This window comes from Citrobacter sp. R56 (genome assembly GCF_016811995.1).
GTDB lineage: Bacteria > Pseudomonadota > Gammaproteobacteria > Enterobacterales > Enterobacteriaceae > Citrobacter_D > Citrobacter_D enshiensis.
The window spans coordinates 3,264,536-3,289,512 of record NZ_CP069159.1 but is presented as its reverse complement, the minus strand read 5'-3'; the positions used below and the strand labels follow the sequence as shown (position 1 = coordinate 3,289,512).

Here is a 24,977-nt window from a genome sequence, read left to right as displayed (position 1 = left end):
GGATAGGCTCTTAATCGTTCACTTCTGCAACGACCACCTCCCCCTAAATCCAGACCATAAAAAAGCCTTCTGTTAAAGCAGAAGGCTTTTGATTTTAACTGTTCACCACCTCTATTTGAGTGGTGAACAGCTATTTTTACTTTTGATTAAAACATCTTTTTAAAGCCAATGGAGGCATTAATCGGCGCTTCAACCTGCGATTTACTTCCGCCATTACTGAATTGGCTGCCCAATTCACCGTAGACCTGCAAATCTCTGTCAATTGTCCAGGTCATACCGGCCGCCACTTCGGTACTGGAATACTGCTGAGACGATTCCAGTGTCGTGGTGGTCACGGCGTTGCTGAAGTGCGTTTTGTCTTTTGAACCCAGACCCTGCCACAGGTTTACACGACCGTAAGGCTGGATTTTGCCGTGATTCGTGTCGTAATCCCCCACCAGACGAACGCCGAGGCGGGCAGTGAACGAATCTGCCGTATCCATTTTCACCTTCGTTTTGGTTGAGCCATTCAGTGTGCTGTCGTCAAAGTCACTGTACTGATAGATCAACTGAGCTTGCGGCTCCAGACTCCAGGCGCTGGCGCCTAAGCGGAACGGTTTGCCCACTTCTGTTGACGCCGTCAGCGTGTTGCCTTTCACGGTGTACGAATCGCTATTACCCGATGCCGCCAGGCGGGAATCATGGTTGCCGTATTGCAGAACGTTATCAACGTACATGCCGGTTTCAGAGAACCAGGTGGCATAACCGCCAATGTAGAAACCATTGTCGTCGATATTGCCGCCTTTACCGGCGCTGCCAACGTTGGTGCCATTCACGCTGCTGTCGATATCCAGAACGCTGGCGTAAACCCCGGCTTTCCAGTTCGCGCCGCCGTAGAGATCGGCACCGACCTGAATCCCGGTGGTATGGCTGCTGGTTTCAGTCCCCGTTGCATCATCCAGTTTGGTTTTTCCGGAGTAACCGATCATCCGTGCCCAGGCGCGGTTGTCTTCATCGATGCCTGGCTTGATGTCATCCCCCATACGCTGGTGCATATTACCCAGCAGGCTGAGATCGCCCTGGCGTACCACACTCGCGAGGCCGTTGATCAGCATCGTTTCCGGACGGTATTCGCTTCTGAGATACCAGTTTTCTCCCTGACCCTGTGCGTTACCGGCGTGCAGTTGATATTCAAAGGCACCGGCCGCCATACGGTCAGAGGCCAGATGGAAGGCATCCTGCGTGCTTTGCGCGGTGGTGGTGGCGCCATTCAGCGCGGTAACGACTTCGATACCATCGCCGACGGTCGGCGCGCCCAGTCCGGAACCGTCCACATCAAGCAGTGTACTCCCGCTCGCTTTACCGCCGTCGATGACCAAACGGTCTGCAATACCTTTACCACTCGCATCCTGCGCCGCCGCGATGTTCAGCGTGCCGCCTTCCGCGTTGTAATTACCTTTAACGGTTAAGGTTGAGCCGATCTGTTGACCGAGGAGTGAAACATCCCCGCTGTTATCCAGTCCTGCTACCGTCTGGTTGTAACCCTGGGTGTTCAGGGTCGTACCTTCCAGAACATAATGCTGCGATGCCGCGCTCAGGGTGTTTTCGCCACCGGCTTGCAGTTCGCCATTGGCTACCAGCGTGACGCCGCTGTAGCTGTTGGAACCTTCCAGTACCGTCGTACCGTTGCCGGTTTGCAGCAACATACCTGTACCGCTGATATTGCCGCTGATGGTATAGGTATTGGCACGGTTGATATTTAACGCGCCGTTATCAACGATGTCGCCCTGGATGCTGCCGATATTGCCGCCAGTGCCCAGTTGCAATGTGCCCTGTGCGATGGTGGTGCCACCGGTGTAGCTGTTGTCCTGGGTTAACGTCAATGACCCTTTGCCGGTTTTGGTGAGATGACCGTCACCTTCAACGTCCGTCAGCAGCGCCACATTGTGATTGTTGGTGTCGAAGGTGCCGCCACCGGATTCCAGCGTGACCTGACGCGCCGTGTTGAACGCTTCGCCATACTTCAGCGTGCCGCCGTTAAAGGTGATACCTGTCTCTGGCGCGCCGAGATTCTTATCACCGGAAACCTGCAGCGTACCGGCCGTAATGGTGGTACCGCCGCTGTAGGTGTTGTCGCCATTGAGGATCAGCGTCCCCAGGTCGCCCTTATTCAGACCGCCGGTGCCGCGAATCTGGCTGTCGATGGTGGCAGTGTATTTCGCGCCATCCACGGTGCCGTCGCCGACACGAATCAGCGTATTCGCCGTGTTGGTCGTAATCGCTTCGCCGCCTACGTGATAACCATCAGTGGCGAACTGCGCCCCGCTGATGATGACATCACCTTTGCTGTTATCAACGGTCACATTGCCCGCTTCACCCTCGAAGACGGCAAATGCGGCATCGGTAAACGGCGCGTTGAGAATACCTTCCGGTGTGGATTCATCGGTGGTCCAGTTGTCGTTGCCTTTGCTGGACTGCCAGATGCCGTCGCCGCCGTTGATCACGCCATTGTTTTTCAGCTCGCCGTTTTCACCCCCGGTACCGTCCCAGAAGCGCAGGGTGAGTCCGGCGTGATTGACCAGGTTGACCTGGTTTTTGACCGAGGTCTGTACGTACAGACTGTCTGCCGCTTCTGGCGCATCGGCAATATCCATCACATTGTTGGTCAATGTGCCGGTGTAATTGATGACGCGATAAACCCCAACGTCAAAACTTCCGCCTGGCGTGGTTTCAATATTCAGCTTACCGTCGAGGGTGAGATCGCCGTTCACGTTGATCAGATCGTTAAAGGTGCCCCCCGGCGTGTTGGCCTGGCCGAACTGATAATCCAGTTGTGAATTGTCGCTCAGGTTCAGGGAACCGGTGGTGAGTTTACCGACGCTATTCAGCGCGGCGCCCGCCGTGATGTGGCCGTTGTCTTCCACATTGACGGTACCGCCGATAATTCCGTCGCCGCCGAGCGTAGCGCCGGATTTCACCGTCACCAGACCCGTTGCCGCAGACTGATTCCCATTCACCAGCAGGACGCCCTGGTCGACATCCGTGGTGCCGGTGTAAGTGTTATCGCCGGTTAAAGTCAGCGTACCGTCGCCAATTTTCGCCAGACTGCCGTCAGTGCCGCTGATGATGCCGCTGATGGTGTCATCAAGGCTCAGATTGCCCAGAGACAAATGCTTATCGCCCAGTTCAACGTTACCGGCACCGGAAAGTGAACCGATAGAGGTTGCGCTATTGACGCCGCGAATATCGACGTTGCCGCCCGCCTGGTTTTTCACCTGAGCCATTTCCGCCATGGCGTTATCGGCAAAGGTCATCAGCCCGCTGTTGGTCACTATTGCGGTGCCGCCGCTGGCGTCATCCTGCAGCGCCAGGGTGCTGTCGCTGGAAACCGCAATGCGTGAATTTCCTGCGGTGGTGTTGTCGGTAAACACCGCGGTTGAACCGCTGTTCAGGTTGATTTTGGCGTTTTCCGCTGTCGCCTGTTGCGAGAAGATGGCTTTCGCTTTCTCGGTCAAATTCAGGGTTGAACCGGCTGCGGTGACCGTATCGGCCAGCGTTAACAGACTGTCTGCAATGTTCATGGTGAGCGATTGCAGGCTGGTATCTGCGCCGCTGACGTTGAGCGTAGCGCCTTTGTTCACATCCACAGTGCTGCTCGCATTGCTGCCGAATGCCCCGGTTTTACTGACGTTTACCGTGACGTTGTTGGCCTTACCTGTCCCGGCAATTTCGGTCGCGCCCTGGTAGCTGTTGGCTTGGTCAAACGTCAGGGTGCTGCCCGCCGTGCTGGAGCTGCTGGTTACCTTCAGTTTACCCGCACCCGTGATATCGCCGGTTGGGGTGAAGTGATGCGAATTCAGATCAAAGACCTCGGCATCTTTATTCGCCCCCAGGGTGATGGTCCGGTCAGTGCTCAGATCGGCGCCCAGTTGCAGCGTTGAGGCATTGTTAATGGCGAGCCCCGTTCCTGCCTGACCCAGGTTTTTGTCGCTGGAGATTTGCAGCGTACCGCCGTCAATGCGCGTTCCGCCACGGTATTCGTTCTCGCCGGTTAAGATCAGACGACCCAAATCCGTTTTCACCAGCGTCAGTTTATCGGCGCTGTCACCTTCAAGAATACGCGACTCGATGGTTGCGGTAACGTCAGCGCCTGCGGCACCTTCGCCGACACGCAGCATCAGTTCGTTGCCGCCTGCGGTAGTGGCATAACCGTTCAGCGCATCGCCTTTGACCACGTAACCGTCGGTGCCAAACTGCGCGCCGGAGAACGCAACTTTCCCTGCGGCGTCATCCACCTCAACGGTGCCTGCTTTGCCGGTAAAGATGGCGAAGGCTTTTTGCGCCCACGGTGCGTTGCCATTGCCGTCTTGTTGCGTCCAGTTATTGTCGCCGTTATCGCCGATGGCCATCCATTTGCCGTCGCCGCCGTCGATAGCACCATTGCCTTCAATACCGGATTTACCGTGATTGCTGCCTGACGTTTGTCCGTCCCAGAATTGCAAATTGACGCCGTTGGCGTTGACCAGGTTCACCTGATTTTTCAGGATGGTCTGAACAAAAATATTGCTCTTATCCTGACCGCTCGGCACGCTTCCCAGATCCAGCGTTTGGTTGTCCAGGCTGCCGCCATAGTTATAAATGCGGTAGACGCCAGGACCGAACTGTCCGCCTGCGCTTTCGGTGACGTTCAGCGTACCGTCCAGCTTCAGGTCGCCCGCGACATCGACCAAATCGTTACGCGCGCCGCCTGGCACAAAGGCTTGTCCAAGCTGGAAATCGGAGGTGGTCTGGTTGCCCAGTTTCAGATTGCCTTTAATGGTCAGCGTACCCGCGCCGCCATCGCCTGCGCTGAGGGTCGTGCTGTTATTCATGGCAACGTCGCCGCCAATCACGCCAACCCCGCCCAATGTGGCACTCCCGTTGACGTCCGTCGCGCCAGTCGCTGCACTCTGATCGCCATTAATCAGCAACGTCCCGGTTTTTACCGTGGTCTGCCCTGTATAGGTGTTATCACCCGTCAGACGCGTGGTACCGTCGCCAATTTGCTGCAATGCGCCAGTCCCGGAAATAACCCCATTTAACCGTACGTCGTCGGAACGGTTAATCGCCAGCAGGCCGTTATCGAGAATAGTGGAAACTTCAGCAATTCCCCCACTGGTGCCGCCAACGCCTAACTGAAGCGTCCCGGTATTATCAATGGTAGTGGATCCGGTATAGGTGTTATTGGCGGTAAAAATAGTGGTGCCGCCTGCCGCGCGTTCAAAGCGACCGTCACCGCTGATAATCCCGGAATACACTTGCTGTTCGCCGACGCCGTCGCCCTGAGTATCAAAGATCACCCGACTGCCGCTACCGCTGGTTTTCACCGCGTAATTGTTGATCGTTGCCGCGCTGCTGCTTGCCTCACGGTGATCGCCCGTGCGCAGCGTCGCGCCATCGTTAACGGCAATGGTTTCACTTTTCAGCTTCAGATCTTCAACGATACGCATGTCTGCCTGCGCGCCGGTGAGGGTCAACGAATCCCAGCCATCGCCAATATTGGTGCCGGAGCTGAGATTATCTGCCGTCAGGCTGCCAATTTTGGCCGCATCGCCGTGTGTATTGGTGAAGGTGAGGGCGTTACCGCTTCCCGCCTGGGTGGTGATATGGCGAGTCTCTTTCAGAGAGACGTTGCCGATGTTCGCTTTGTTGTTCCCGTTAGTGCCATCGAAATTCACTTCACCGGCAAAGGTGCCGTTATTCCAGGTAAAGCTATCGCTGCCGCGACCGGTGTTGATGATACCGACGGTTTTGCCGCTGATATTGATGGTGTCATTTCCGAGGCCAGACTGAATGGCAATCGCCCGATCGCTGGCCGCCTGTACGGTTCCGCTGTTGGTGATCGTTTTACCGTTATCACCGCTGGCATCAATCACGGCTTTGCCGCTGGTGCTGTTGGAGATAATGATTCCGCTGTTGCTCAATGCCGAGACATTTTTGGCAATGATGGCTGAATCACCGGTCGTATCCTGAACGGTGATGTTGGCCTTAGTGGTGAGATTGCCGTTGGTTTTGGCGAGGATCCCGCTACCCGTGGCGTTGTTAGCGTCGTTATGCACCCGTACGGTGTAGCCCGTGCCGATGTTCAGATTGCCGGTGGTGGCGCTGCCATCTTGTTTTTCAAAGGCAAAACCGGTACCTGCGCCAGTCACATTCAGTTCATTGTCGGCGCCGTCTTTCACGTTCAGCTCAACGCTGGTGCGGATGCCCGGACCGTCGTTGGCGTTGATGGTGACATCGTTAAGCGTAATGTCTGATCGTTCCGCATTGTTCTGGATCCCCGCACCGCTGCCCAGTGCGCTGATGGTAACGCCCTGTGCGTTCAGCGAGCCGGCACCCGCTTCCAGACGGATGCCGTCGGCGGTGCCGTTGGTGGTGATCTTGTCGGGTTGACCGCCCGTGGCAGAGGAGATGCTCAGGCGCGCGTCTTTGGCTAACAAAACACCGGCTGTGCCGTCATCCACCAAAATGGTGCCCAGCTTTTTAATCTGCGCATCGTTACCGGAGGCGCGAACGCCAATGCCATCGGCGACGTGCAGAGCAGACGTGGAATTGTTGGTAAAGCGCCCGCCCTGTTGCACATCCACACCGATGCTGTTTTTGCTGGCGAGATTGATAAGGGCTTTGCCGTCGAGGATCAGGTTGCCCAGATTTTTCGTCACGTAGGCAATGACGTTATTACCGCCGGCGGCAGAGGTGATACTAGCGTTGGATGTGAGCGTTGTGTCCCTAGCCGCACCGTCGTTATCTTTGCCGTTCAACTTATGCGCCTGGCCGTCGACAATCCCGGCGGTGGTGTTGGTACCGGTCAAATTGATGGTCGTTTTATCGCTGATGGTCCCGGTGGCTCCGCCTTCGATGACCAGGGCGGCGGCACCAGTGCCTTCGACGGTGAACCTGGCCTCGCCGGTATCAACCGTACTGCCCAGGCCGGTCGCCAGAACGCCCGTTGAATTCTCACCCTTTAAGGTCAGTTCAAGATGGGAACTGGTGCCGCTGATCGGGTTTTTGGTGTTCCCATTAAACTCCGCGCCATTGGCGATACGGAAAATGGTCGTCCGCGCCTGGCCGTTGTCATCCATCACCGCTTTGCCGATATTGGCCGTCGCACCCTTACCAAACAGATAGTAGCCAATCTGGTCAGTATTATTGAAGGTAGGGCTACTGATGCTGTCGACGTTAGCCACGGCGTTGTCACGCACATGCACGCCGATATTACCGACCTGCTGCAGGGTAATGTGTGAATTCACATTGGCGGTAGCGCGATTCGCATCGTTCCCTTCAACCCAAACGGCATAGTTGCGGTCGGTGGTTCCGCCGGTGCCTGCGACGGTAATCGTGCCAGTGGCGCTGGTGGTGGCTTGAGCCGCTTTGTTTGTGGCGCTGATATGAATACCGACGTTATCAGTGCCGTTGACGTTAATTTGGCCATCATTGCGGATGACCTGGTTGTTCTCAGCGCCGCTGTCACGAACGGAGATCCCGTGGTTTTGGCTGTTGCCGGCTGATTTGTCACCGTTCACCGTGATGGTGCCGGTGTTAATCACATTACCGGTGGCGTTGCCTACCAGAATACCAGAGGCATTACGCACACCGGTGCCGAGGGTGATAGTACCGTTGTTGGTGACATCGCCCGCGCTTTTGGTCAGGATCCCGGCGCTCTGGCTGGAGCCGCCAGGCATTAACACATCCTGAGTCGTATCGTTGGCATTGCGTCCCAGAGAAATGGAGGCGCCTTTTTCGTTGACGAAGGTGGATTTGCCATCCACTTCAACACCATAGGCGGTGCCTTTGCCAAAGGACTGGCCATCTTTGCGCCCGTCCACGACGTTGATTTGCCCTTTGTTAACCCCGGTCGTTTCGCCGGACAGTTGCATCCCGATAGCCAGTGTCAGCGAAGTGTTAGGTCTGGTGTTGTTCCAGGGATCGGCGGCAGAAGCCGTGCCGTAGTCATCCGTGGTAATGGCCTGATTGATGGTGCCGTTGTTGGTGACGGTACTGGCTCCCTGTCCCTGCATCCCGTACGCGCCATAGCTGTTGACGTTCTGGTTGCCGTTCTTGTCGATAAACAGCCCGGAGTTGATGATACCGTTGTTGGTGGCGGTCGAATTATCGGCCAGCATACCGACAGCCAGACTCAGTCCGGCAGAGGTGCGTAACGCGTTAAGCTGGCCCTGGTTGTTGATGACGCCGCCGCCTGACGCTTTCATGACGCCGTTGATACTGCCGTCAACCGCCAGGATCGAACCATCTTGTATCGTACCGGTGGTCCCCTGACCGTTGGCGTAGACAGCATGTAACTCGCCGCTACCGGCAGTCGCATTGTTGTTATGCGCAAGCCCGTCGGTCCAGACGTCATAATCCCAGTTGACGCTGTCGGCGGCCTTGTCGGACTTCAGCAGGTCGTCGATAAGCGAGGCATACTTGGCCTGTGCGTCAGAGACTTTCGTGACGACGCCCGCATCCAGCCACAGCTGAATTTGGCTGACTTTTTTGCCATCAGGAGAGGTGGCGGCATCGCTGCTGTTGCCCAGCAACCAGTCGTTGAATTGGGCTAAACCTGTGACATCGCTGATCGAAAAGGTCTTGTTGCCGGTCTCGACCACTTTTCCGTCTTTGTCATAGCCGTAGGTCATTATGGTGACGTCGTGGCCGAAGGTATCGGTTGTCGTGCCGCTCTGAAATTCTTTACCCGGAACGACCGGCGCTGCACCAAACTTGACGTAGTTATCCGATTGCCAGTTGACCTGGCTACCCGCGTTTTGTGCTTCCAGCAGCGAAGAGTCTTTGGCCATTAACTCAATGGTATTGGCCTTCGCGCTGGCATTCTGCGTATCATCGCCAATGTTCAGGTTGGCCGTCGCGCCCTTATCGGCAAGGGCAAAGCCAAACTGCTTATAAATTTTTGTCTGATTGGCGTCGTAGGTATTTAAAACGACGGAGCCCAGATCCATCACGCTAAGAAAATTTTCTAGATCTTTGGTGTCGAACACTTTGATCGACGCTGTGTTTTCCGGGTCGGCAGGATCGGAAATACCGAAATCAACGTTTTGCGAAGGCGTGGAGGATTGATAATGGAACAGGTAGCCAGACAGTTGGTCGACGGTGGTGATCTTCGAGGTGGTCTGACCATCAGCGCTGGTGGCCGTCAGGGTGATTTTACCCGCTTCCAGCAGTTCCTTGATGGTGGTGGAATCAACGACGCCGCTCTGACCGAACTCAATGGTCGGGAGTTTACCTGTGATGTTCAGCTGTTTGGACGCGTTCTCGTCTTCATATAAGAAACCGTAGTCATAGACCCCGTTGTGTACGCCTGCTGAAATCTCCTGATTTTTGAAATCGTTAGAAATGTTACGGTTACCGTAGGTATTAATTGGATTTGCGGTGGCGACCATGGATACGCCAGTTAATGCGGTCGCCGCGATGATGCTCACAGATTTACGCGTGCTGCTTTTTTTCTTCCCGCGGGATAATTCGGAAACGACGACCCAGAGACCGAGCGCCGCGTTCCAAATAATGCTGTAAACCTTATTCATATATAACCCTCATCTGCATTTCTGTTTTGCATGTGTTAATACGTTGAGTTGTTGGCTGTGTTTGGCTCGCGGAGTGCTGCCTGAGTGTCGATTTTTGAAAAATAGAAAGCCCTTCCGAACGAAGCAGAATTAAAATGGTGAAGATAAGACGCGATATTAAAATATCTGGTGGTTAATTCCTTAAGCCAGTGAGCTACAGTTGGCTATACTGAGAAATCATATATTTCAGTCGGGTATTATTGTGTCCCAGTTTTTTGGCAATATTGCTTTTATAGGCGCTGATGGTTTTCTCGCTTTTGTGCGATGCCCCGGCGATTTGGGACAGCGACCAGCCGCGGGCAAACAGCATCATCACGTTAAACTCATTGACCGTCATTGGGTTCGCTAATGGTTTAGGCGCACATGGCTTTTTACCATTGATAATACTGGTCATTTTTTGCAGGATTGCATCGAGAGAACCACGATCATCCAGAAATTCCAGACGCATCCCGCAAACGGTCTGGAAGAGTGAGAACGTGTTTTCATCGGCTAAAACGATGATCGTCGCAGAAGGACGCAATGACATCGCGCGGATAATTCCGGCGTATTTCAAAGCCTCACTTTCACTCGGGTTAATGATGAGGTAATCAGCGTTCTGTGATATTTCTTTTCCCGTCGAAAGTGTCTGGGAAGAATGAAATTCCATATCGACAAATAACGTCGTACCGCGCAAGATATCTCGCATGCCTAGCCAGGTGTAAAATGATTCACCTAAAAAAATAGCTTTTGACATAACGATCTCCTTGAATTTGGGTACAGCATACCGCCCCTTTTTTCAACCATTAAAAAAGGGTCTGTCTCACTTTATAAATACGGTTAGATACAGGCGTATATTCGTGCGCGTACTGAACGCAGTTCAGGCATCCTGATTTATTCGATATTCGCTGTCTTTATTTGAATTTGTAACTATTCTTACGGTGAATGTTACTCTTAGCCAAAATGTATGATAAATCGTTTATTTCAGTACACTGGGTATGATTGATAGATTTCACTTATGGATCGCCAGCGACAGCTGGCAGCTACGGGGCAAAACCCAGCGAAATCCTAAGTTGTCAGGATGAGATTTATTAAGAGTCCTTATATTTCAGTGTGATTTTTGTCACATTTTCGAGAGGAGGGAGATGGCTAAGAAAATTCCTGGCATTCTGAGGGGGAAAGGGCGGAGAAAAGAGAAAAATGGAGGGTGAAAAGATGTTCTTGGGTTTAAATTTTGAGATTTACAATTTATGTGGTGATTTTTTCTAAAAAATCTCAATAATTTGGTGTTTTACTTTAAATTTTGCAATTGGTGCTAAATAACAAAATGTAACTTGCTAAGAAACGTTTTGACAGGTAGAGCGCTTTCGCGGTTTAGCCTGCCTGGATCTCCTGCTCAACCTGTTTCATTTGTTCTTCCAGCGTGTCGCGGATGCCCGTCAGGGAGCGTTCCTGCTCGGATAACCAGACTTCTTTATCCTGGACGGATGTCGCAAGACGCCAGGCGTTTTCAGACTCCAGTTCAGTAATCTCTTTTTGCAGGGCGTTAATCTGTGTTCTGAGCTGCGCTATTCTGGCATGCAGGTGTTCGGAATTGTTCAGCCTGTCGCTTGCCATCATGGGTTCCAGACCACGATGAAGCTGGGTGAGTAGCGCGCGAATGGTCGCCAGATCCGCATTCTGGCGGGCCTGGTTAAGCTGAACCATCATCTGATGCGCTTTTTCCTTCAACGCGTCGGCGACGACATCAGGGTGACAGAGTCGGCTTGCCTGACGCCACAGGCGCTTAAGCTCGTTGCGCTCATCCGCAGAGAGGTGTTGGTCCCGGTCATGGCGATGCAGCGCATCCTGCTGCTGTTCCCGGTATTGTGCATATTCGTTATCTGCATTTTCGCGCGCCTCGCGAGTGGCGCTCTCCTCCTGACGGGTAAAATCATTTTCCAGCTCGCGAATCTCAGCCAGCAGGGCAGTGATAAGTTCGGTCTGTTGCTGAATACGTTTTCGAACCTCCGCCGCTTCCCGGGACGTTGAGCTGAGACTCACCCAGTGCCGTTTGAGGGTCGCCAGTTGATCGATCGCCTGTGAAATGTACTGCTGGCAGGATTGGTAGTCCTTTTCTCTGCGCCTGAGCTCGGCTTCTTGTTTGCGTTGCGCGTTGGCGGCCAGTTGCTTGCGTAATTCCAAAATGCGGCTCATTAATGGGCCAAGACGGAGGTGGTACAAATCATTAAAGTCATCGAGGATCTGAAGACGGGTATTACGCTTGTCGATCAGCGCGTGTAACTGGGACTCGAGTGCTTTCAGTTCCAGTTTGGCGGCCGCGATAGCCGGATCCTGCCATGTTGACACCGCGCGCTGAGCGTCCAGCCAGGCGGTAATCTCAGCCAGGGCGTCGCTGAAGCGTCTCTCTTCAAGGGCGTGGGCAATCGACCCAATGGCGGCATCCAGAGCGTCGTCTTTCAGGTAGATGAGCTGCTGCAAGATTATCTCTTCATCTTCAAGTTCGATGGCGCTTTTGACGATCTCTAGCCGTTTAATGATCTTATTCATGAAAACTGTTGCCTGGCATGGCTTAAAAATGAGTGACAGAGAATAGTTCTGAGACACCCGTTTGAAAATACAGAAAAAATATTAAAACGCATTCTGTGGTCTGCGACGCCTTTTCGTCCACTGGAATTCATGAAAATTATCTGTTTCCCGCAATATTAGGGCTTCTGTGGCGCTTTAAACGCCGGTTTTCGCGTTCTCCGTTCCCTCGGATTGTGCCTTGCGACAACGAAGTCGAAATGTTAAAAGGAGCGCCTCAATAAAAACGACACAGGGGTAGGGCGTGAAAAACGCGTCAACTGCATCTGACACCAGTGTGTCAGATGCCGCGTCGAACAGTGAACCGACGCTTCATCGAGGGTTACAAAACCGTCATATTCAATTGATTGCCCTCGGGGGCGCTATTGGTACGGGTCTTTTTCTGGGAATTGGCCCTGCCATTCAGATGGCCGGCCCGGCCGTTTTGCTGGGTTACGGTGTCGCCGGGATCATTGCCTTTTTAATCATGCGTCAGTTGGGCGAAATGGTCGTTGAAGAACCGGTTTCTGGCTCTTTTGCCCATTTTGCGTACAAGTATTGGGGACCGTTCGCAGGCTTCCTTTCCGGCTGGAACTACTGGGTGATGTTTGTGCTGGTGGGTATGGCGGAGCTGACAGCGGCCGGTATTTACATGCAATACTGGTTGCCCGATGTCCCGACCTGGATCTGGGCCGCCGTCTTTTTCGTTATTATTAATGCGGTAAACCTGGTGAACGTGCGTCTGTATGGCGAGACGGAGTTTTGGTTTGCGTTAATTAAAGTGCTGGCGATCATCGGCATGATCGGTTTCGGGCTGTGGATGCTCTTTTCCGGCAGCGGCGGCGAGCACGCAAGCATTGAGAACCTTTGGCGTTATAACGGCTTTTTTGCCACCGGCTGGAACGGTTTAATTCTCTCGCTGGCGGTGATCATGTTCTCCTTCGGCGGGCTGGAATTGATTGGTATTACCGCGGCGGAAGCGTGCGATCCGCAAAAAAGCATCCCGAAAGCGGTGAACCAGGTGGTTTACCGTATTTTGCTGTTTTATATCGGTTCTCTGGTGGTGCTGTTAGCGCTTTATCCGTGGGTCGAGGTGAAATCTAACAGCAGCCCGTTTGTGATGATTTTCCACAATCTGGACAGCAACGTGGTGGCCTCTGCGTTGAATTTTGTCATTCTGGTGGCCTCGCTGTCGGTCTATAACAGTGGTGTCTACTCCAATAGCCGGATGCTGTTTGGGCTGTCCGTTCAGGGCAATGCACCGAAATTCTTAACCCGTGTCAGCCACCGTGGCGTGCCGGTGAACTCGTTGCTGCTTTCCGGGGCGGTCACTTCGCTGGTGGTCTTGATCAACTACCTGCTGCCGCAAAAGGCGTTTGGCCTGTTGATGGCGTTGGTGGTGGCGACTCTGCTGCTGAACTGGGTAATGATTTGCCTTGCGCACCTGCGTTTTCGTGCGGCAATGCGTCGTAAGGGACGTGACACGCAGTTCAAGGCGCTTCTCTATCCTGCCGGGAACTACCTGTGCATCGCGTTTCTGGCGATGATTCTGGTTCTGATGTGTACGATCGACGATATGCGTCTGTCGGCGATGTTACTGCCCGTGTGGGTTCTGTTCCTGTTTGTGACCTTCAAACTGCTGCGCCGTAAAGCCCGCTAACGAATCGCCGATCTCATCCTGTTGATGAGATCGGCATCTTCCCTGTACGTCTAATTAGCGCTGAATCGCGCCCGATAACGACCGAATATCATTGCCGGTTGGCGACTGGTGGATGCGCAAGCCGAACTCTTCGATAACGGCAAAAATGTGATCGAAAATATCGGCCTGAATGCTCTCGTATTCCAGCCAGACGACGGTATTGGTGAACGCATAAATTTCGATCGGTAAACCGTGATCGTCCGGCGCCAGTTGGCGCACCATCATGGTCATATCTTTGCGAATCCGCGGATGATGACGGATATATTCATTCAGATAGGCGCGAAAGGTGCCAATGTTGGTCATCTGGCGGTGATTGAGTACAGACTCTGGAGCCGATAGTTGTTGGTTCCATTCATGAATTTCCTGATGGCGCGAGGTTAAATAAGGCGCTAACAGGTGCGCTTTATTCAGCTTTTGCAGCTCCTCTTCACTGAGAAAATGAATGCTGGTCGCGTCAATATTGATACTGCGTTTGATTCGACGGCCACCGGATGCGGACATGCCACTCCAGTTTTTAAACGAGTCGGACACCAGCGACCAGGTCGGGATGGTGGTGATGGTATTATCCCAGTTACTCACTTTCACGGTGGTTAAGCCAATATCGATCACCGCGCCGTCAGCGCCATATTTCGGCATCTCCAGCCAGTCGCCCAGTTTGAGCATATCGTTGGCAGAGAGCTGGATCCCGGCGACCAGCCCGAGAATGGGGTCTTTGAACACCAACATCAACACGGCGGCCATTGCACCAAGACCGCTGATGAGAATCGCGGGCGATTGACCAATTAACAGCGAAATCATCAGAATACCGACCAGAATCGCGCCGATAAGCTTAATGCCCTGGAAGATCCCCTTCAGCGGAAGCTGAGACGCAGTGGGGAATTTTTGCGCCAGGTTTAGGATCACATCCAACAGGGAGAACATCGACAGCAGGGAATACATCATGATCCACAGCTGCGCACAGGTGGTCAGAATGCCTGCCGCTTCGCTGCCTTTGTGTAACCACAGCACGGCCTGGATGTTGACGATAATACCTTGCAAGGTAAACGCCAGTCGGTGGAACAGCTTGTTCTGAGTAATAATTTGCAGCCACAGGTGGGAACTGGCCTTCGCACGTCTCTCAAAGGTACGCAGCACTCCCCAGTGCAAAATAATATGCACAATAATGGCAGTCAGAAAAATAATGCCAAAAATCATCACCAGCGAGGTGGTGTGATTCATTTCAATGCCTAACTCCTCTACCTGAGATATCAATTCCTGCATAATGTCTCCTTAATAAACAGAGACCTATGATGACGGTTGTAGAGAAAATATGCAAATGCGGGCAGGGGAGACAATGCGCAGATCATTGATCGGCCGGATCTCAGGCAACGCCTTGATCCGGCACGGAGAGTGCGTTTTAGACTTCCGTCAGGGTGGTTTCCTGAGGCAGACGCGATTTCGGTAGGGCAGCGTTAAAATCTTCGATACTGTGATGTCCGACAGGAACGACGACCAGGCTGGTGTAGCCTTTTTCCGTCAAACCAAACTCGGCGTCGAGAATGTCGGCAGCAAAACCTTCGATGGGAACCGCGTCGAGACCCATTGCCGCCACGCCCAACAGGAAGTTACCCACGTTGAGGTAAACCTGTTTTGCCATCCAGTGGTTGTCGTCTTTGAGTTCTTTACGGTGCATATCGGCGAAGAACGTACGGCCTTTGTGGTTAGCGGCTTTGGCTTCTGGCGTGGCGAAGCGGCCATCGATCTCTTCCTGATCCACGACGCGCGTAAGCCAGGCGTCATCCATAGCCGTTTTGGCACAGAAGACCACCACGTGGGACGCGTCGAGCATTTTGCGTTCGTTAAACACAAAACTCCCGGCGGCAGATTTCGCAACGCGCGCTTTACCTTCATCAGTGCTGGCAACGATGAAATGCCACGGCTGAGAGTTGGTGCTGGACGGGCTGAATTGCAGCAGCGTTTTCAGCTTTTCAGCTTCCTCTGCGGTCAGTTTTTTGCTGGGGTCGAACGCCTTAGTGGAGTAGCGTTTTAAGGCGACAGAAACGATATCCATAAATACTCCTGAGTGTTTTGGCACCCTCTGCGGGTGTGTTATCTGCCAGCAGAGTACAGGGTTGGCGCAGAAAAGATAAGAGAGAAAAATGCAAAAACACTTATCCGCGCCAACGATAAATCAGGTGGGGCGCAGCCGTTTCTGATCTTTTTTCGCCAGGCCATCGACCACCCGGTTCCAGGAATCATTCAGCAGATCGTGAAGCAGTGACTCGCTGATATCGTCACCCGGATACACGGAGATCCAGTGTTTTTTGTTCATGTGATAGCCAGGCTTAATGCTGGGATAAATTTGCTGATTAAGCAGTGATTTTTGTGGATCGGACTTCAGATTAATGAGTGGGCGGCTTTGATGCGCTAAGGCAATCATGAAAATCTTGCCGCCCACTTTAAAGACATCGTATTCCGGACCAAATGGCCAGCAAAGCTCGGTAAAGGGCAGTTCAAGCGCGATGCGTTTCGCGCATTCATGCAGGGTTTGCCCATCCATCATTTTTCCTCACGGGTCAGGGCGCGCCACATCGCTTCAAAACCCAGCGAGATGAGCGCATCGGCGCGGGCGGGATCGCGGGCGGCGAACTCGATGGTCGTTTCCGCCAGTGAAAGAAACAGCGCATCGCCAAACGCGCGGTATTCCTCAGACATGAAAACCGGCAGCACGGAGCGATGGCAGAGATCGCGCAGTTCGGGGAACATGTCATCCGCCTGCTGCTCTGTCTCTTTGGTGATCTTTTCACTGACCGCGAGCTGGCGAATGGTGCGATGCCCGGTAGTGTTGTTCAGACCCCAGTTGATGTAGCTCTTCCAGATGAAGTGGGTCAGGGTCTTGTCATCGGTAATCGAACGATCCAGTTCCGCCATCATGGACTGGCAGAGATTCTGTTTCAGATGGAGATAAAGCGCGTTGATTAAGTCATCTTTTGTCGCGAAATAGCGAAACAACGTTCCCTCTGCAACCCCTGCGCCCCGGGCGATGACCGCCGTCGATGCCGCGATGCCGGATTGCGCAATCGCCGTGGTTGCGGCTTCCAGTAATGCCTGTTTTTTGTCTTCACTCTTCGGACGAGCCACTACACTTTACCCTTAAGTCTGTAAGAAAATACGATTGAATCACGGCATGTGCAGCGCCGCAACGGCGAATGTCAAAGATTGAAAATCATCTTGACGGGAAACGTTCGCTTTCTATAATGAGTGCCTACTCACTCATAATCAAGAGTCAGCCGCGCAAACCATCGGAAAGGTGCGCGTTTTCGGGTCAGGATATGAAGCGTCTCACAGTTTGTGTGGTTTTTATTATGCTTATTGCCTCAGCAGCCAGTTTGCCGTTTGTCCTTAATCCCGGGTTTGGTCAGGCGCCGCAAGGCAGCCAATTAACCCAGATTGAACAGTCGCCGCACTATCGCGATGGCGCGTTTCGCAACGCGTTACCTACGCCGGGTTATACCGGAGATAAAGGGATGATTGCCGCGTGGTGGGAGTTTCTGGTGGCGAAACGGGAAAATGCGCGCCCGCCTCAGCCCTTGCCGCTGGTGCCTACCGATATTGCCGGTTTGCCGCAGGCGCAGGAGACGCTTATCTGGCTGGGGCACTCTTCCTGGTATCTGCAACTGTCAGGCAAACGCATTCTGATTGACCCCGTATTCAGCAACTACGCCGCGCCGTTTTCGTTTTTAAACAAAGCGTTTGCCGGGAATTATCCCTGGACGGCACACACGATGCCGGACATCGATCTGCTGATTATTTCGCACGATCACTATGACCATCTGGATTACGCCACCATCACGGCGTTAATGCCGAAGATTAAACGGGCGATCGTTCCGTTGGGCGTCGGTTCGCATCTGCGCTACTGGGGAATGAACAGCGACATCATTGAAGAGCGCGACTGGAACCAGTCAGTCAGAGTCGACGACTCACTGATGGTTCATGTCTTGCCTGCCCGGCATTTTTCTGGCCGGGGCATTAAACGTAATCAGACGTTGTGGGCGAGTTTTATGTTTGAGACGCCAGAACAGCGAATTTACTACAGCGGCGACTCGGGTTACGGACCGCATTTTAAAGCGATAGGGGAACAGTTTGGTTCCGTGGATCTGGCCATCATGGAAAACGGCCAGTACGACCAGGATTGGAAGTACATCCATATGATGCCAGAGGAAACGGCGAGGGCCGCGCAGGACCTGCATGCAAAGGCGGTTTTACCCGGCCATGCAGGGCGCTTTGTGCTGGCGAAACATACCTGGGACGATCCGTATAAACGTCTGGCGTTTGCGAGTCGCAATAAAGACTACCGGTTGCTGACGCCGACGTTAGGCGAGCAGGTAAATCTGGCTGACCCAACGCAGTCGTTTACGGCCTGGTGGGAATAAGGATTCTTTTTAAAGAGGGAAGATCACCATGACGATTTCCGCTCGGGTTATCGAAACAATAGTTGCGTGGATTGATGATAATTTAAATCAGCCGTTACGCATTGATGATATTGCGCGTCATGCGGGCTATTCAAAATGGCATCTACAACGCCTGTTTTTGCAGTACAAAGGTGAGAATCTGGGGCGCTACGTTCGACAGCGTAAACTGCGACTGGCCGCGCGTGATTTGCGTGATACAGACCAGAAAGTGTATGACATCTGTCTGAAGTACGGCTTTGATTCGCAACAGACGTTTACGCGGGTGTTTACCCGTACGTTTAACCAGCCGCCGGGCGCGTACCGTAAAGAAAATCATAGCCGTGCGCACTAAAAAGCCGCGGGAGGCGCAATGGCACGGCCTTCGCGATTCACTCCGCCAGTGAGAACCAGCGTCGCCAGATAAAACGAATCACAAGGTATTCGAGGGCGCCAAGCACCAGGAACCACAGGCAAAACAACAGGGTGTAAAACTGGTTGAGATCCATCAAATGAAAGGTCGCAACCAGCTTTTGCGCCAGCACCAGGCCGAGCGACGGCGCGGGCAGCAGCAAACAAGAGAGAAACGCCATCAGCAGAATACCGGCAGCGGTCATCAACGATTCAAGGGGGTGTTTCATGGCATTGTTAAACTTGAGTTAAAAAGCCATTGTCCGGTATATCGTCAGGCAACGCAAACCACACCGTTAAACGCCCGCCCAGATTTCAGCATGTTTTTTTACCAGACCGGTTAACGAACCGCCCTCCTCGATGAAATGACGCATTTGCTGCGCCTCGTTCAACCCATTTTTCACCTGCAGATGCAGTGCCTCAATCGCGCTGGCGGCATTGACCTTGTCAGCAAAGGGAGCGACTTTTTCCAGCAGACGCAGCGTGTCGTCCGCCAGTGGGTGATGCTCGCCGGTGTGTACATCCGTCACAATACCGTCCAGACCGTACCGACACGCCTGAAAACGATTGAATCTATACAGCAGGTAATCCCGTTCCTGATGTTTAAACGGACGCTCAGAGAGCAACCAGCAGGCGGTGGCCTGAATCAACCCCGCCATATTGACCGCGTGGCTCAGGGTCAGCGGCGTATCCATAACTCTGACTTCTACCGTCCCAAAGTGAGGGCTGGGGCGAATATCCCAGTGCAAATCTTTGATGCTGTCGACCATACTGGTGTAGCTCAGACGGCGAAACAGCCCCTCAAATTCCTGCCAGTTGCTGACCCACGGCATGGGGCCGTTATCCGGAAAGGCAGAGAAGATATTCAGCCGCGAGGAAGCAAAGTGGGTGTCTGAACCTTGCATATAGGGCGATGCGGCGGAGAGGGCAATAAAATGCGGTACAAAGCGGGACAAGCCGTGCAGGAGATTGATGGCGTCATCACCGCTGGCGCAACCGACATGCACATGCTGACCAAATACGGTTGCTTGTTGGATCAGATAACCAAAGCTTTCAAGGTTACGTTGATAGCGTTTATCGTCGCAGACTTGCTGGCGCTGCCACGTCTGAAACGGATGGGTGCCGCCGCCGCAGATGGCGAGATGGTGGTTTGCTGCGACGTTCAGGATAACCTGCTGCATCGCCGAAAACTGTGCGGCAGCCTGGTCGATGTTATGGCAGATGCCGGTTGCCATCTCCAGCATACTTTCGGTGATATCGTGCTTTACTTCTCCGGCCTGAAGATGGGGGATGACGTCATCAATAAGGTGTGAGGAATCCTGGCTCAAATCATAACCCGGCGGGTTAACCACCTGCATTTCCAGCTCAATGCCCAGCGTAAACGGTGTGGAGATATGAAAGTCGGGTAGCGGCATAGTGGACTCGAGTGTGGGTGTTTATTCCTCATTATAGAAGACGGTATTTATTCACCAGGCTGATGATTTCCTGAGCGGCGTCTTTTCTTGCCGCAAGCAAACTGATATAAAAATTTAACGACCAATCTGCTGGGGTGAACTGTGCCGGAAATTAATCTGTATGGACAAACGGTGGGCGACGCGCTGCCGGACTGGACGGGGGCGTCACTGCTTTCCCGTATTGCGCTTGACGGGCGTTATTGTCGACTGGAACCCCTCGAACCTCAACGTCATGCCGCTGACCTTTTCGATGCTTATGCGCAGGCCACCGATGAGCGTGACTGGACCTGGCTTGCCAGTGAACGCCCGGAAAGCGTACAGGCGACAACCCGCTGGCTCGACGGCAAAGTCCGTGACGAGACGCTGGTTCCTTTTGCCGTTATTGATTCCCGCTCGGCACGCGCGGTTGGGCTGGTCTGTTATATGGCGATTGAGCGGGAGCATGGGTCAGTCGAGATTGGGCATGTGACCTGGTCGCCGCGAATGAAGCAGACGGTGTTGGGTACAGAAGCCATCTGGCTACTGTTGGGCCATGCGTTTGCGCAAGGATACCGTCGCATCGAATGGAAATGCGATTCGCTGAATACGGCATCGCGCCAGGCGGCGGAGCGTTTAGGTTTTGTCTATGAAGGCCGGTTTCGGCAAAAAATTGTGCGCAAAGGGCGCAATCGCGACAGCGACTGGCTGTCGATGATTGACGGCGAATGGCCGCAGTGCGATCGCGCGCTGCAACGCTGGCTGGCGCCGGAGAATTTTGATGAGCACGGCCAGCAGAGAAAAACGCTGGTGGCGTGTCGCGAAGCATAAGTGCGTCTCCGCTCTGCGCCCAGAGCGGAGTCCGTGTTAGCGCTGCGGCGCTGTTCGTACTGGCGTATCGCCTGCCACATAATAACGGGCGGTACTTTTGGCCAGTGGTGTACGACCGCGAATGGCGTCGGCAATTTTCTCGCCGATCATGATGGTGGTGGCGTTCAGATTGCCGGTAATGATTTGCGGCATAATAGAGGCGTCCACCACGCGCAGATTCTCAACGCCATGGACTCTTCCTTCGCCATCTACCACCGCCATCTCGTCATACCCCATTTTACAGGTCCCGCAGGGATGGAACGCCGTCTCGGCGTGATCGCGTACAAAGGCGTCCAGTTGTTCATCGGTCTGACAGTCAATTCCCGGGCTGATTTCCCGGCCACGGTATTGATCCAGCGCGGGCTGGTTGATGATTTCCCGTGTGATGCGAATCGCGTCGCGAAACTCCTGCCAGTCCTGCTCCGCCGACATGTAATTGAACAGGATGGCCGGGTGTTCACGCGGGTCACGTGATGCCAGATGCACATGACCCCGACTGGGGGAGCGCATCGATCCCACGTGGCACTGAAAACCGTGCTCTTTGACGGCGTTAGAACCGTTGTAATTAATGGCGACCGGCAGGAAGTGGTACTGAAGGTTCGGCCAGGCAAACCCGTCACGGCTGCGGATAAACCCACCCGCTTCAAAATGGTTGCTGGCACCCGTGCCAGTGCCGCCAAATAACCACTGGGCGCCAATCTTTGGCTGGTTCCACCATTGTAGGGCCGGGTAGAGCGACACCGGTTCTTTGCATTCATATTGCAGGTACATCTCCAGATGATCCTGCAGGTTTTCGCCGACGCCAGGCAGAGGGTGTACCAGTGGAATAGCAAAGGCGGCGAGCAGCGCCGGATCGCCCACGCCGGAACGTTGCAGGATCTGTGGCGAGGCAATCGCCCCGGCACAAAGCAGCACTTCTTTGCGCGCGGTCGCTTTATTTGCAAGGGTGCTGTCGCCTTCCAGCCACTCCACGCCCACCGCTTTTTTACCGTCAAAGAGGATACGGTCGGTCAGAGCATGGGTGATGATGGTCAGATTCGGGCGCTTCCGGGCCTGATCAAGATAGCCCCGCGCGGTGCTGGCGCGACGCCCTTGTGGCGTGACGGTTCTGTCCATCGGACCAAAACCTTCCTGCTGGTAGCCGTTGAGATCGTCGGTACGTGGATATCCTGCCTGGACGCCAGCTTCTACCATCGCATGGAACAGGGGATTGTTATTGTGCTTTGGAGTGGTGACGCTCACCGGGCCTTCGCCGCCGTGATAGTCGTTAGCGCCGGTATCACGGGACTCCGCTTTACGGTAGTAGGGCAGGCAATCGAGGTAACTCCAGTGTTCAAGACCCGGTTCCTGCGCCCAGTTGTCAAGATCCAGAGCATTGCCGCGGATATAACACATGCCGTTAATCAGTGACGATCCGCCCAGCCCCTTTCCTCGCCCGCACTCCATGCGGCGATAGTTCATGTACGGTTCCGGTTCGGTTTCATAGGCCCAGTTATAGCGCCTGCCCTGTAAGGGGAAGGCGAGGGCGGCGGGCATTTGAGTGCGAAAGTCGGCGCGATAGTCCGGACCGCCGGCTTCCAGCAGCAGTACGGTGGTATCGTGGTCTTCTGTTAAGCGTGTCGCCAGCACGTTGCCGGCGGAGCCGGCGCCAATAATGATGTAGTCAAAATGCAAATAAACCTCCTGGTTAGAATTGGGATTGAAACTGACCCATCTCAACCTGGATGGATTTCACCTGGGTGTAACTTTGCAGCGTCATCACGCCATTTTCACGGCCGATGCCCGAGTGTTTGTAACCGCCCACCGGCATTTCGGCGGGGGATTCACCCCAGGTATTGATCCAGCAGATCCCCGCTTCCAGTTGGTGAATCACGCGGTGCGCGCGGTTGAGATCGTGGGTCACCACGCCTGCCGCCAGTCCGTAGTCCGTATCGTTAGCGCGGCGAACGACTTCGTCTTCATCTTCGTAGGTCAGGATTGACATCACCGGGCCAAAAATTTCTTCACGCACAATGGTCATTTCGTCATGACAGTCGGTGAAGACCGTCGGGGCAACCCACGCGCCGTTGTCAAAGCCGTTGCCTTTCAGCGCCTCGCCGCCGCAGAGCAGCGTTGCGCCTTCTGCTTTACCGCTGTCGATATAGCGCAGAACGTTTTCGCGGTGCGGGAAGCTGACCAGCGGGCCAAAGTTAGTGGCCGGGTCAAACAGATCGCCTGCGCGAATGCGCGCTACGCGGGCGAGGATGGTTTGTTCAAAGGCGCTTTTCATCCGCGTCGGAACAAACACGCGGGTGCCATTGGTGCAAACCTGGCCGGTGCTATAGAAATTCGCCATCATGGCGATGTCTGCGGCAAGATTGAGGTTGGCGTCCTCAAAAATAATCAGCGGTGATTTCCCGCCCAGCTCCATCGTCACCTCTTTGAGCGAGGATGCCGCTGAGTTCGCCATCACTTTTTTGCCGCTGGCGACGCCACCGGTGAAGGAAACCTTCGCTATGCCTGGATGTTCCGTCAGCCATTGCCCGGTTTCGGCGCCAGTCCCCGGTAGCACGTTAAAGACGCCGTCCGGCAGACCCGCCTCAGTGTAGATTTCTGCCAGCTTTAAGGCCGTGAGCGGGGTGATTTCGCTGGGTTTGAAGATCATCGCGTTGCCTGCGGCAAGCGCCGGAGCGGATTTCCACAGGGCGATTTGGATCGGATAGTTCCACGCGCCAATGCCCGCGACGACGCCCAGCGGTTCGCGGCGCGTGTAAACAAAAGAGGTTTCACGCAGCGGGATTTGCGAGCCTTCCAGCGCCGGGATCAGCCCGGCGTAATACTCAAGCACATCGGCGCCGGTCACGATATCGACGCTGGCGGTTTCGCTGAACGGCTTCCCGGTGTCGAGCGTCTCCAGTGTTGCCAGTTCGTCGTTACGCTCGCGAAGAATATCTACCGCCCGGCGCAAAATCCGCGAGCGTTCCATGGCGGTCATCGCCGCCCAGATTTTCTGCCCGCGTTGGGCGCTCTTCACGGCGCGATCGACATCCTCGCGGCCCGCTTCCTGTACGGTGGCCAGGATTTCACCGTTGGCGGGATTGGTAGTCTCGAAGGTGCGACCGCTGGTGGCGGCAGTGTATCGACCGTCAATGTAAAGCTGTTGTTCTGCCATTCGGGACATACGCTCTCCTCGGTTAGTCAGTGGTTTTCGGCAAATGTTGACTGATGAAATGGGTGGTCAACGCCTGAGCGCGACTCAGATTGAACGGCTCGTTGCTGAGTGCGGCGCGTAGCCACAGTCCGTCAATCAATGCTGCCAGCCCGTAGCCCGCCTGTTGCGCCTGTTGATGCGAAAGCTCACGCCTGAACTCGTAAACAATGTTGGAGAGCAGACGTTTACCGGCGATCTGCTGCAGCCGAAACAGCATCGGTTGATGCATACTGCTCGCCCAGAAGGCCAGCCAGGCTTTCATTGCCGCCTGACTTATCTGACTGTCATCGAAATTCCCCGCCACAATGGCGCGTAATCGCAACTCGGCGCGGGCGTCTTTCAGCGCATGCAGACGACGCAAAACCGCGTAGCGAAGCTGGCTGGTGATGTCGCGCATCGTCGCCTCCAGCAGCCCATTTTTATCCTTGAAGTAGTGGCTAATGATGCCGGTCGAAACACCGGCGCGGCGGGCTATCTGCGCGATGGTGGCATCGTGCATGCCAACCTCATTAATGGCGTCCAGCGTGGCGTCGATCAGCTGCCTGCGGCGAAGGGTTTGCATCCCCACTTTGGGCATTTTTTACTGCTCCAATCATCAGTTGTGTTTATGTATTTAACCGTTTTTTGATTGGACGTTCAATATAAAATGTGTATTAATTGTTATATCGATTGGCTGATTTCGTTAAGGAGATATTCAGGGGTTTTTAATTTTTTCATTTGAAAACAAATAATTATTCTTATTTCATTTCTGTGTATAAGGTTATTTTTGGTAAGCGTACAATGACCTTACAGAGTCTCCAGGAGTTTGCTGCTCAA

General features: G+C 54.0%; 16 protein-coding genes. 4 read left to right on the top strand and 12 right to left on the bottom strand.

Going from position 1 to position 24,977, the window contains the following annotated elements; translation table 11 throughout:
• Positions 1 to 146: 146 nt before the first annotated feature.
• The 3 genes from JM656_RS15595 to JM656_RS15585 form a co-directional block, all read right to left on the bottom strand.
• Entirely contained in the window at positions 147 to 9,554 is a 9,408-nt protein-coding gene (locus JM656_RS15595) for an autotransporter outer membrane beta-barrel domain-containing protein (RefSeq protein WP_203358560.1), read from the bottom strand.
• A gap of 193 nt (positions 9,555 to 9,747) precedes the next feature.
• Positions 9,748 to 10,326, bottom strand: a complete 579-nt coding sequence (locus JM656_RS15590; protein WP_203358559.1) for a LuxR C-terminal-related transcriptional regulator — start codon at positions 10,324 to 10,326, stop codon at positions 9,748 to 9,750.
• A gap of 617 nt (positions 10,327 to 10,943) precedes the next feature.
• Positions 10,944 to 12,119, bottom strand: a complete 1,176-nt coding sequence (locus JM656_RS15585) for a DNA repair protein (protein ID WP_203358558.1) — start codon at positions 12,117 to 12,119, stop codon at positions 10,944 to 10,946.
• 280 nt (positions 12,120 to 12,399) lie between these two features.
• On the opposite strand from JM656_RS15585, the gene pheP reads away from it, so the two are divergent.
• Positions 12,400 to 13,794: a phenylalanine transporter gene (gene pheP, locus JM656_RS15580; RefSeq protein ID WP_203358557.1), complete on the top strand. Its 1,395-nt coding sequence runs from the start codon at positions 12,400 to 12,402 to the stop codon at positions 13,792 to 13,794.
• Between the two features lie 54 nt (positions 13,795 to 13,848).
• Here pheP and JM656_RS15575 read toward each other — a convergent pair whose 3' ends face one another.
• From JM656_RS15575 to JM656_RS15560, 4 genes are all read right to left on the bottom strand, one after another.
• On the bottom strand, positions 13,849 to 15,093 hold the full coding sequence (locus JM656_RS15575) for a mechanosensitive ion channel family protein (protein WP_203358556.1): 1,245 nt from the start codon (positions 15,091 to 15,093) through the stop codon (positions 13,849 to 13,851).
• Positions 15,094 to 15,229: 136 nt separating this feature from the next.
• Positions 15,230 to 15,883, bottom strand: a complete 654-nt coding sequence (gene nfsB, locus JM656_RS15570) for an oxygen-insensitive NAD(P)H nitroreductase (protein WP_203358555.1) — start codon at positions 15,881 to 15,883, stop codon at positions 15,230 to 15,232.
• A 120-nt stretch (positions 15,884 to 16,003) separates the two neighbouring features.
• Positions 16,004 to 16,372, bottom strand: coding sequence for an MmcQ/YjbR family DNA-binding protein (locus JM656_RS15565; protein ID WP_203361301.1), 369 nt, complete (start codon positions 16,370 to 16,372; stop codon positions 16,004 to 16,006).
• Positions 16,372 to 16,953, bottom strand: coding sequence for a TetR/AcrR family transcriptional regulator (locus JM656_RS15560; protein WP_203358554.1), 582 nt, complete (start codon positions 16,951 to 16,953; stop codon positions 16,372 to 16,374). Before JM656_RS15560 ends, JM656_RS15565 begins: the two co-directional genes overlap by 1 nt.
• A gap of 191 nt (positions 16,954 to 17,144) precedes the next feature.
• Between JM656_RS15560 and JM656_RS15555 the strand changes: the two genes are divergently transcribed.
• Together JM656_RS15555 and JM656_RS15550 are read left to right on the top strand one after the other, a co-directional pair.
• Positions 17,145 to 18,245, top strand: a complete 1,101-nt coding sequence (locus JM656_RS15555) for an MBL fold metallo-hydrolase (protein WP_203358553.1) — start codon at positions 17,145 to 17,147, stop codon at positions 18,243 to 18,245.
• 28 nt (positions 18,246 to 18,273) lie between these two features.
• The gene (locus JM656_RS15550; RefSeq protein WP_203358552.1) at positions 18,274 to 18,615 is read left to right on the top strand and encodes a RamA family antibiotic efflux transcriptional regulator; all 342 of its coding nucleotides are present in this window, start codon (positions 18,274 to 18,276) and stop codon (positions 18,613 to 18,615) included.
• Positions 18,616 to 18,652: 37 nt separating this feature from the next.
• On the opposite strand, the gene JM656_RS15545 is transcribed toward JM656_RS15550, so the two are convergent.
• Together JM656_RS15545 and JM656_RS15540 are read right to left on the bottom strand one after the other, a co-directional pair.
• Positions 18,653 to 18,901: a DUF1158 domain-containing protein gene (locus JM656_RS15545; protein ID WP_203358551.1), complete on the bottom strand. Its 249-nt coding sequence runs from the start codon at positions 18,899 to 18,901 to the stop codon at positions 18,653 to 18,655.
• A 66-nt stretch (positions 18,902 to 18,967) separates the two neighbouring features.
• Positions 18,968 to 20,086: a YbdK family carboxylate-amine ligase gene (locus JM656_RS15540; RefSeq protein ID WP_203358550.1), complete on the bottom strand. Its 1,119-nt coding sequence runs from the start codon at positions 20,084 to 20,086 to the stop codon at positions 18,968 to 18,970.
• Between the two features lie 141 nt (positions 20,087 to 20,227).
• Between JM656_RS15540 and JM656_RS15535 the strand changes: the two genes are divergently transcribed.
• Positions 20,228 to 20,932, top strand: coding sequence for a GNAT family N-acetyltransferase (locus JM656_RS15535; protein ID WP_203358549.1), 705 nt, complete (start codon positions 20,228 to 20,230; stop codon positions 20,930 to 20,932).
• A 36-nt stretch (positions 20,933 to 20,968) separates the two neighbouring features.
• Here JM656_RS15535 and betA read toward each other — a convergent pair whose 3' ends face one another.
• From betA to betI, 3 genes are read right to left on the bottom strand one after another with little or no spacing between them, the layout of a single operon-like run.
• Positions 20,969 to 22,645, bottom strand: coding sequence for a choline dehydrogenase (betA, locus tag JM656_RS15530; protein ID WP_203358548.1), 1,677 nt, complete (start codon positions 22,643 to 22,645; stop codon positions 20,969 to 20,971).
• 13 nt (positions 22,646 to 22,658) lie between these two features.
• On the bottom strand, positions 22,659 to 24,131 hold the full coding sequence (gene betB / locus JM656_RS15525; RefSeq protein ID WP_203358547.1) for a betaine-aldehyde dehydrogenase: 1,473 nt from the start codon (positions 24,129 to 24,131) through the stop codon (positions 22,659 to 22,661).
• Between the two features lie 13 nt (positions 24,132 to 24,144).
• A complete protein-coding gene (gene betI / locus JM656_RS15520; RefSeq protein ID WP_203358546.1) occupies positions 24,145 to 24,738 on the bottom strand; it encodes a transcriptional regulator BetI in 594 nt (197 codons plus the stop codon).
• Between the last annotated feature and the right edge of the window lie 239 nt (positions 24,739 to 24,977).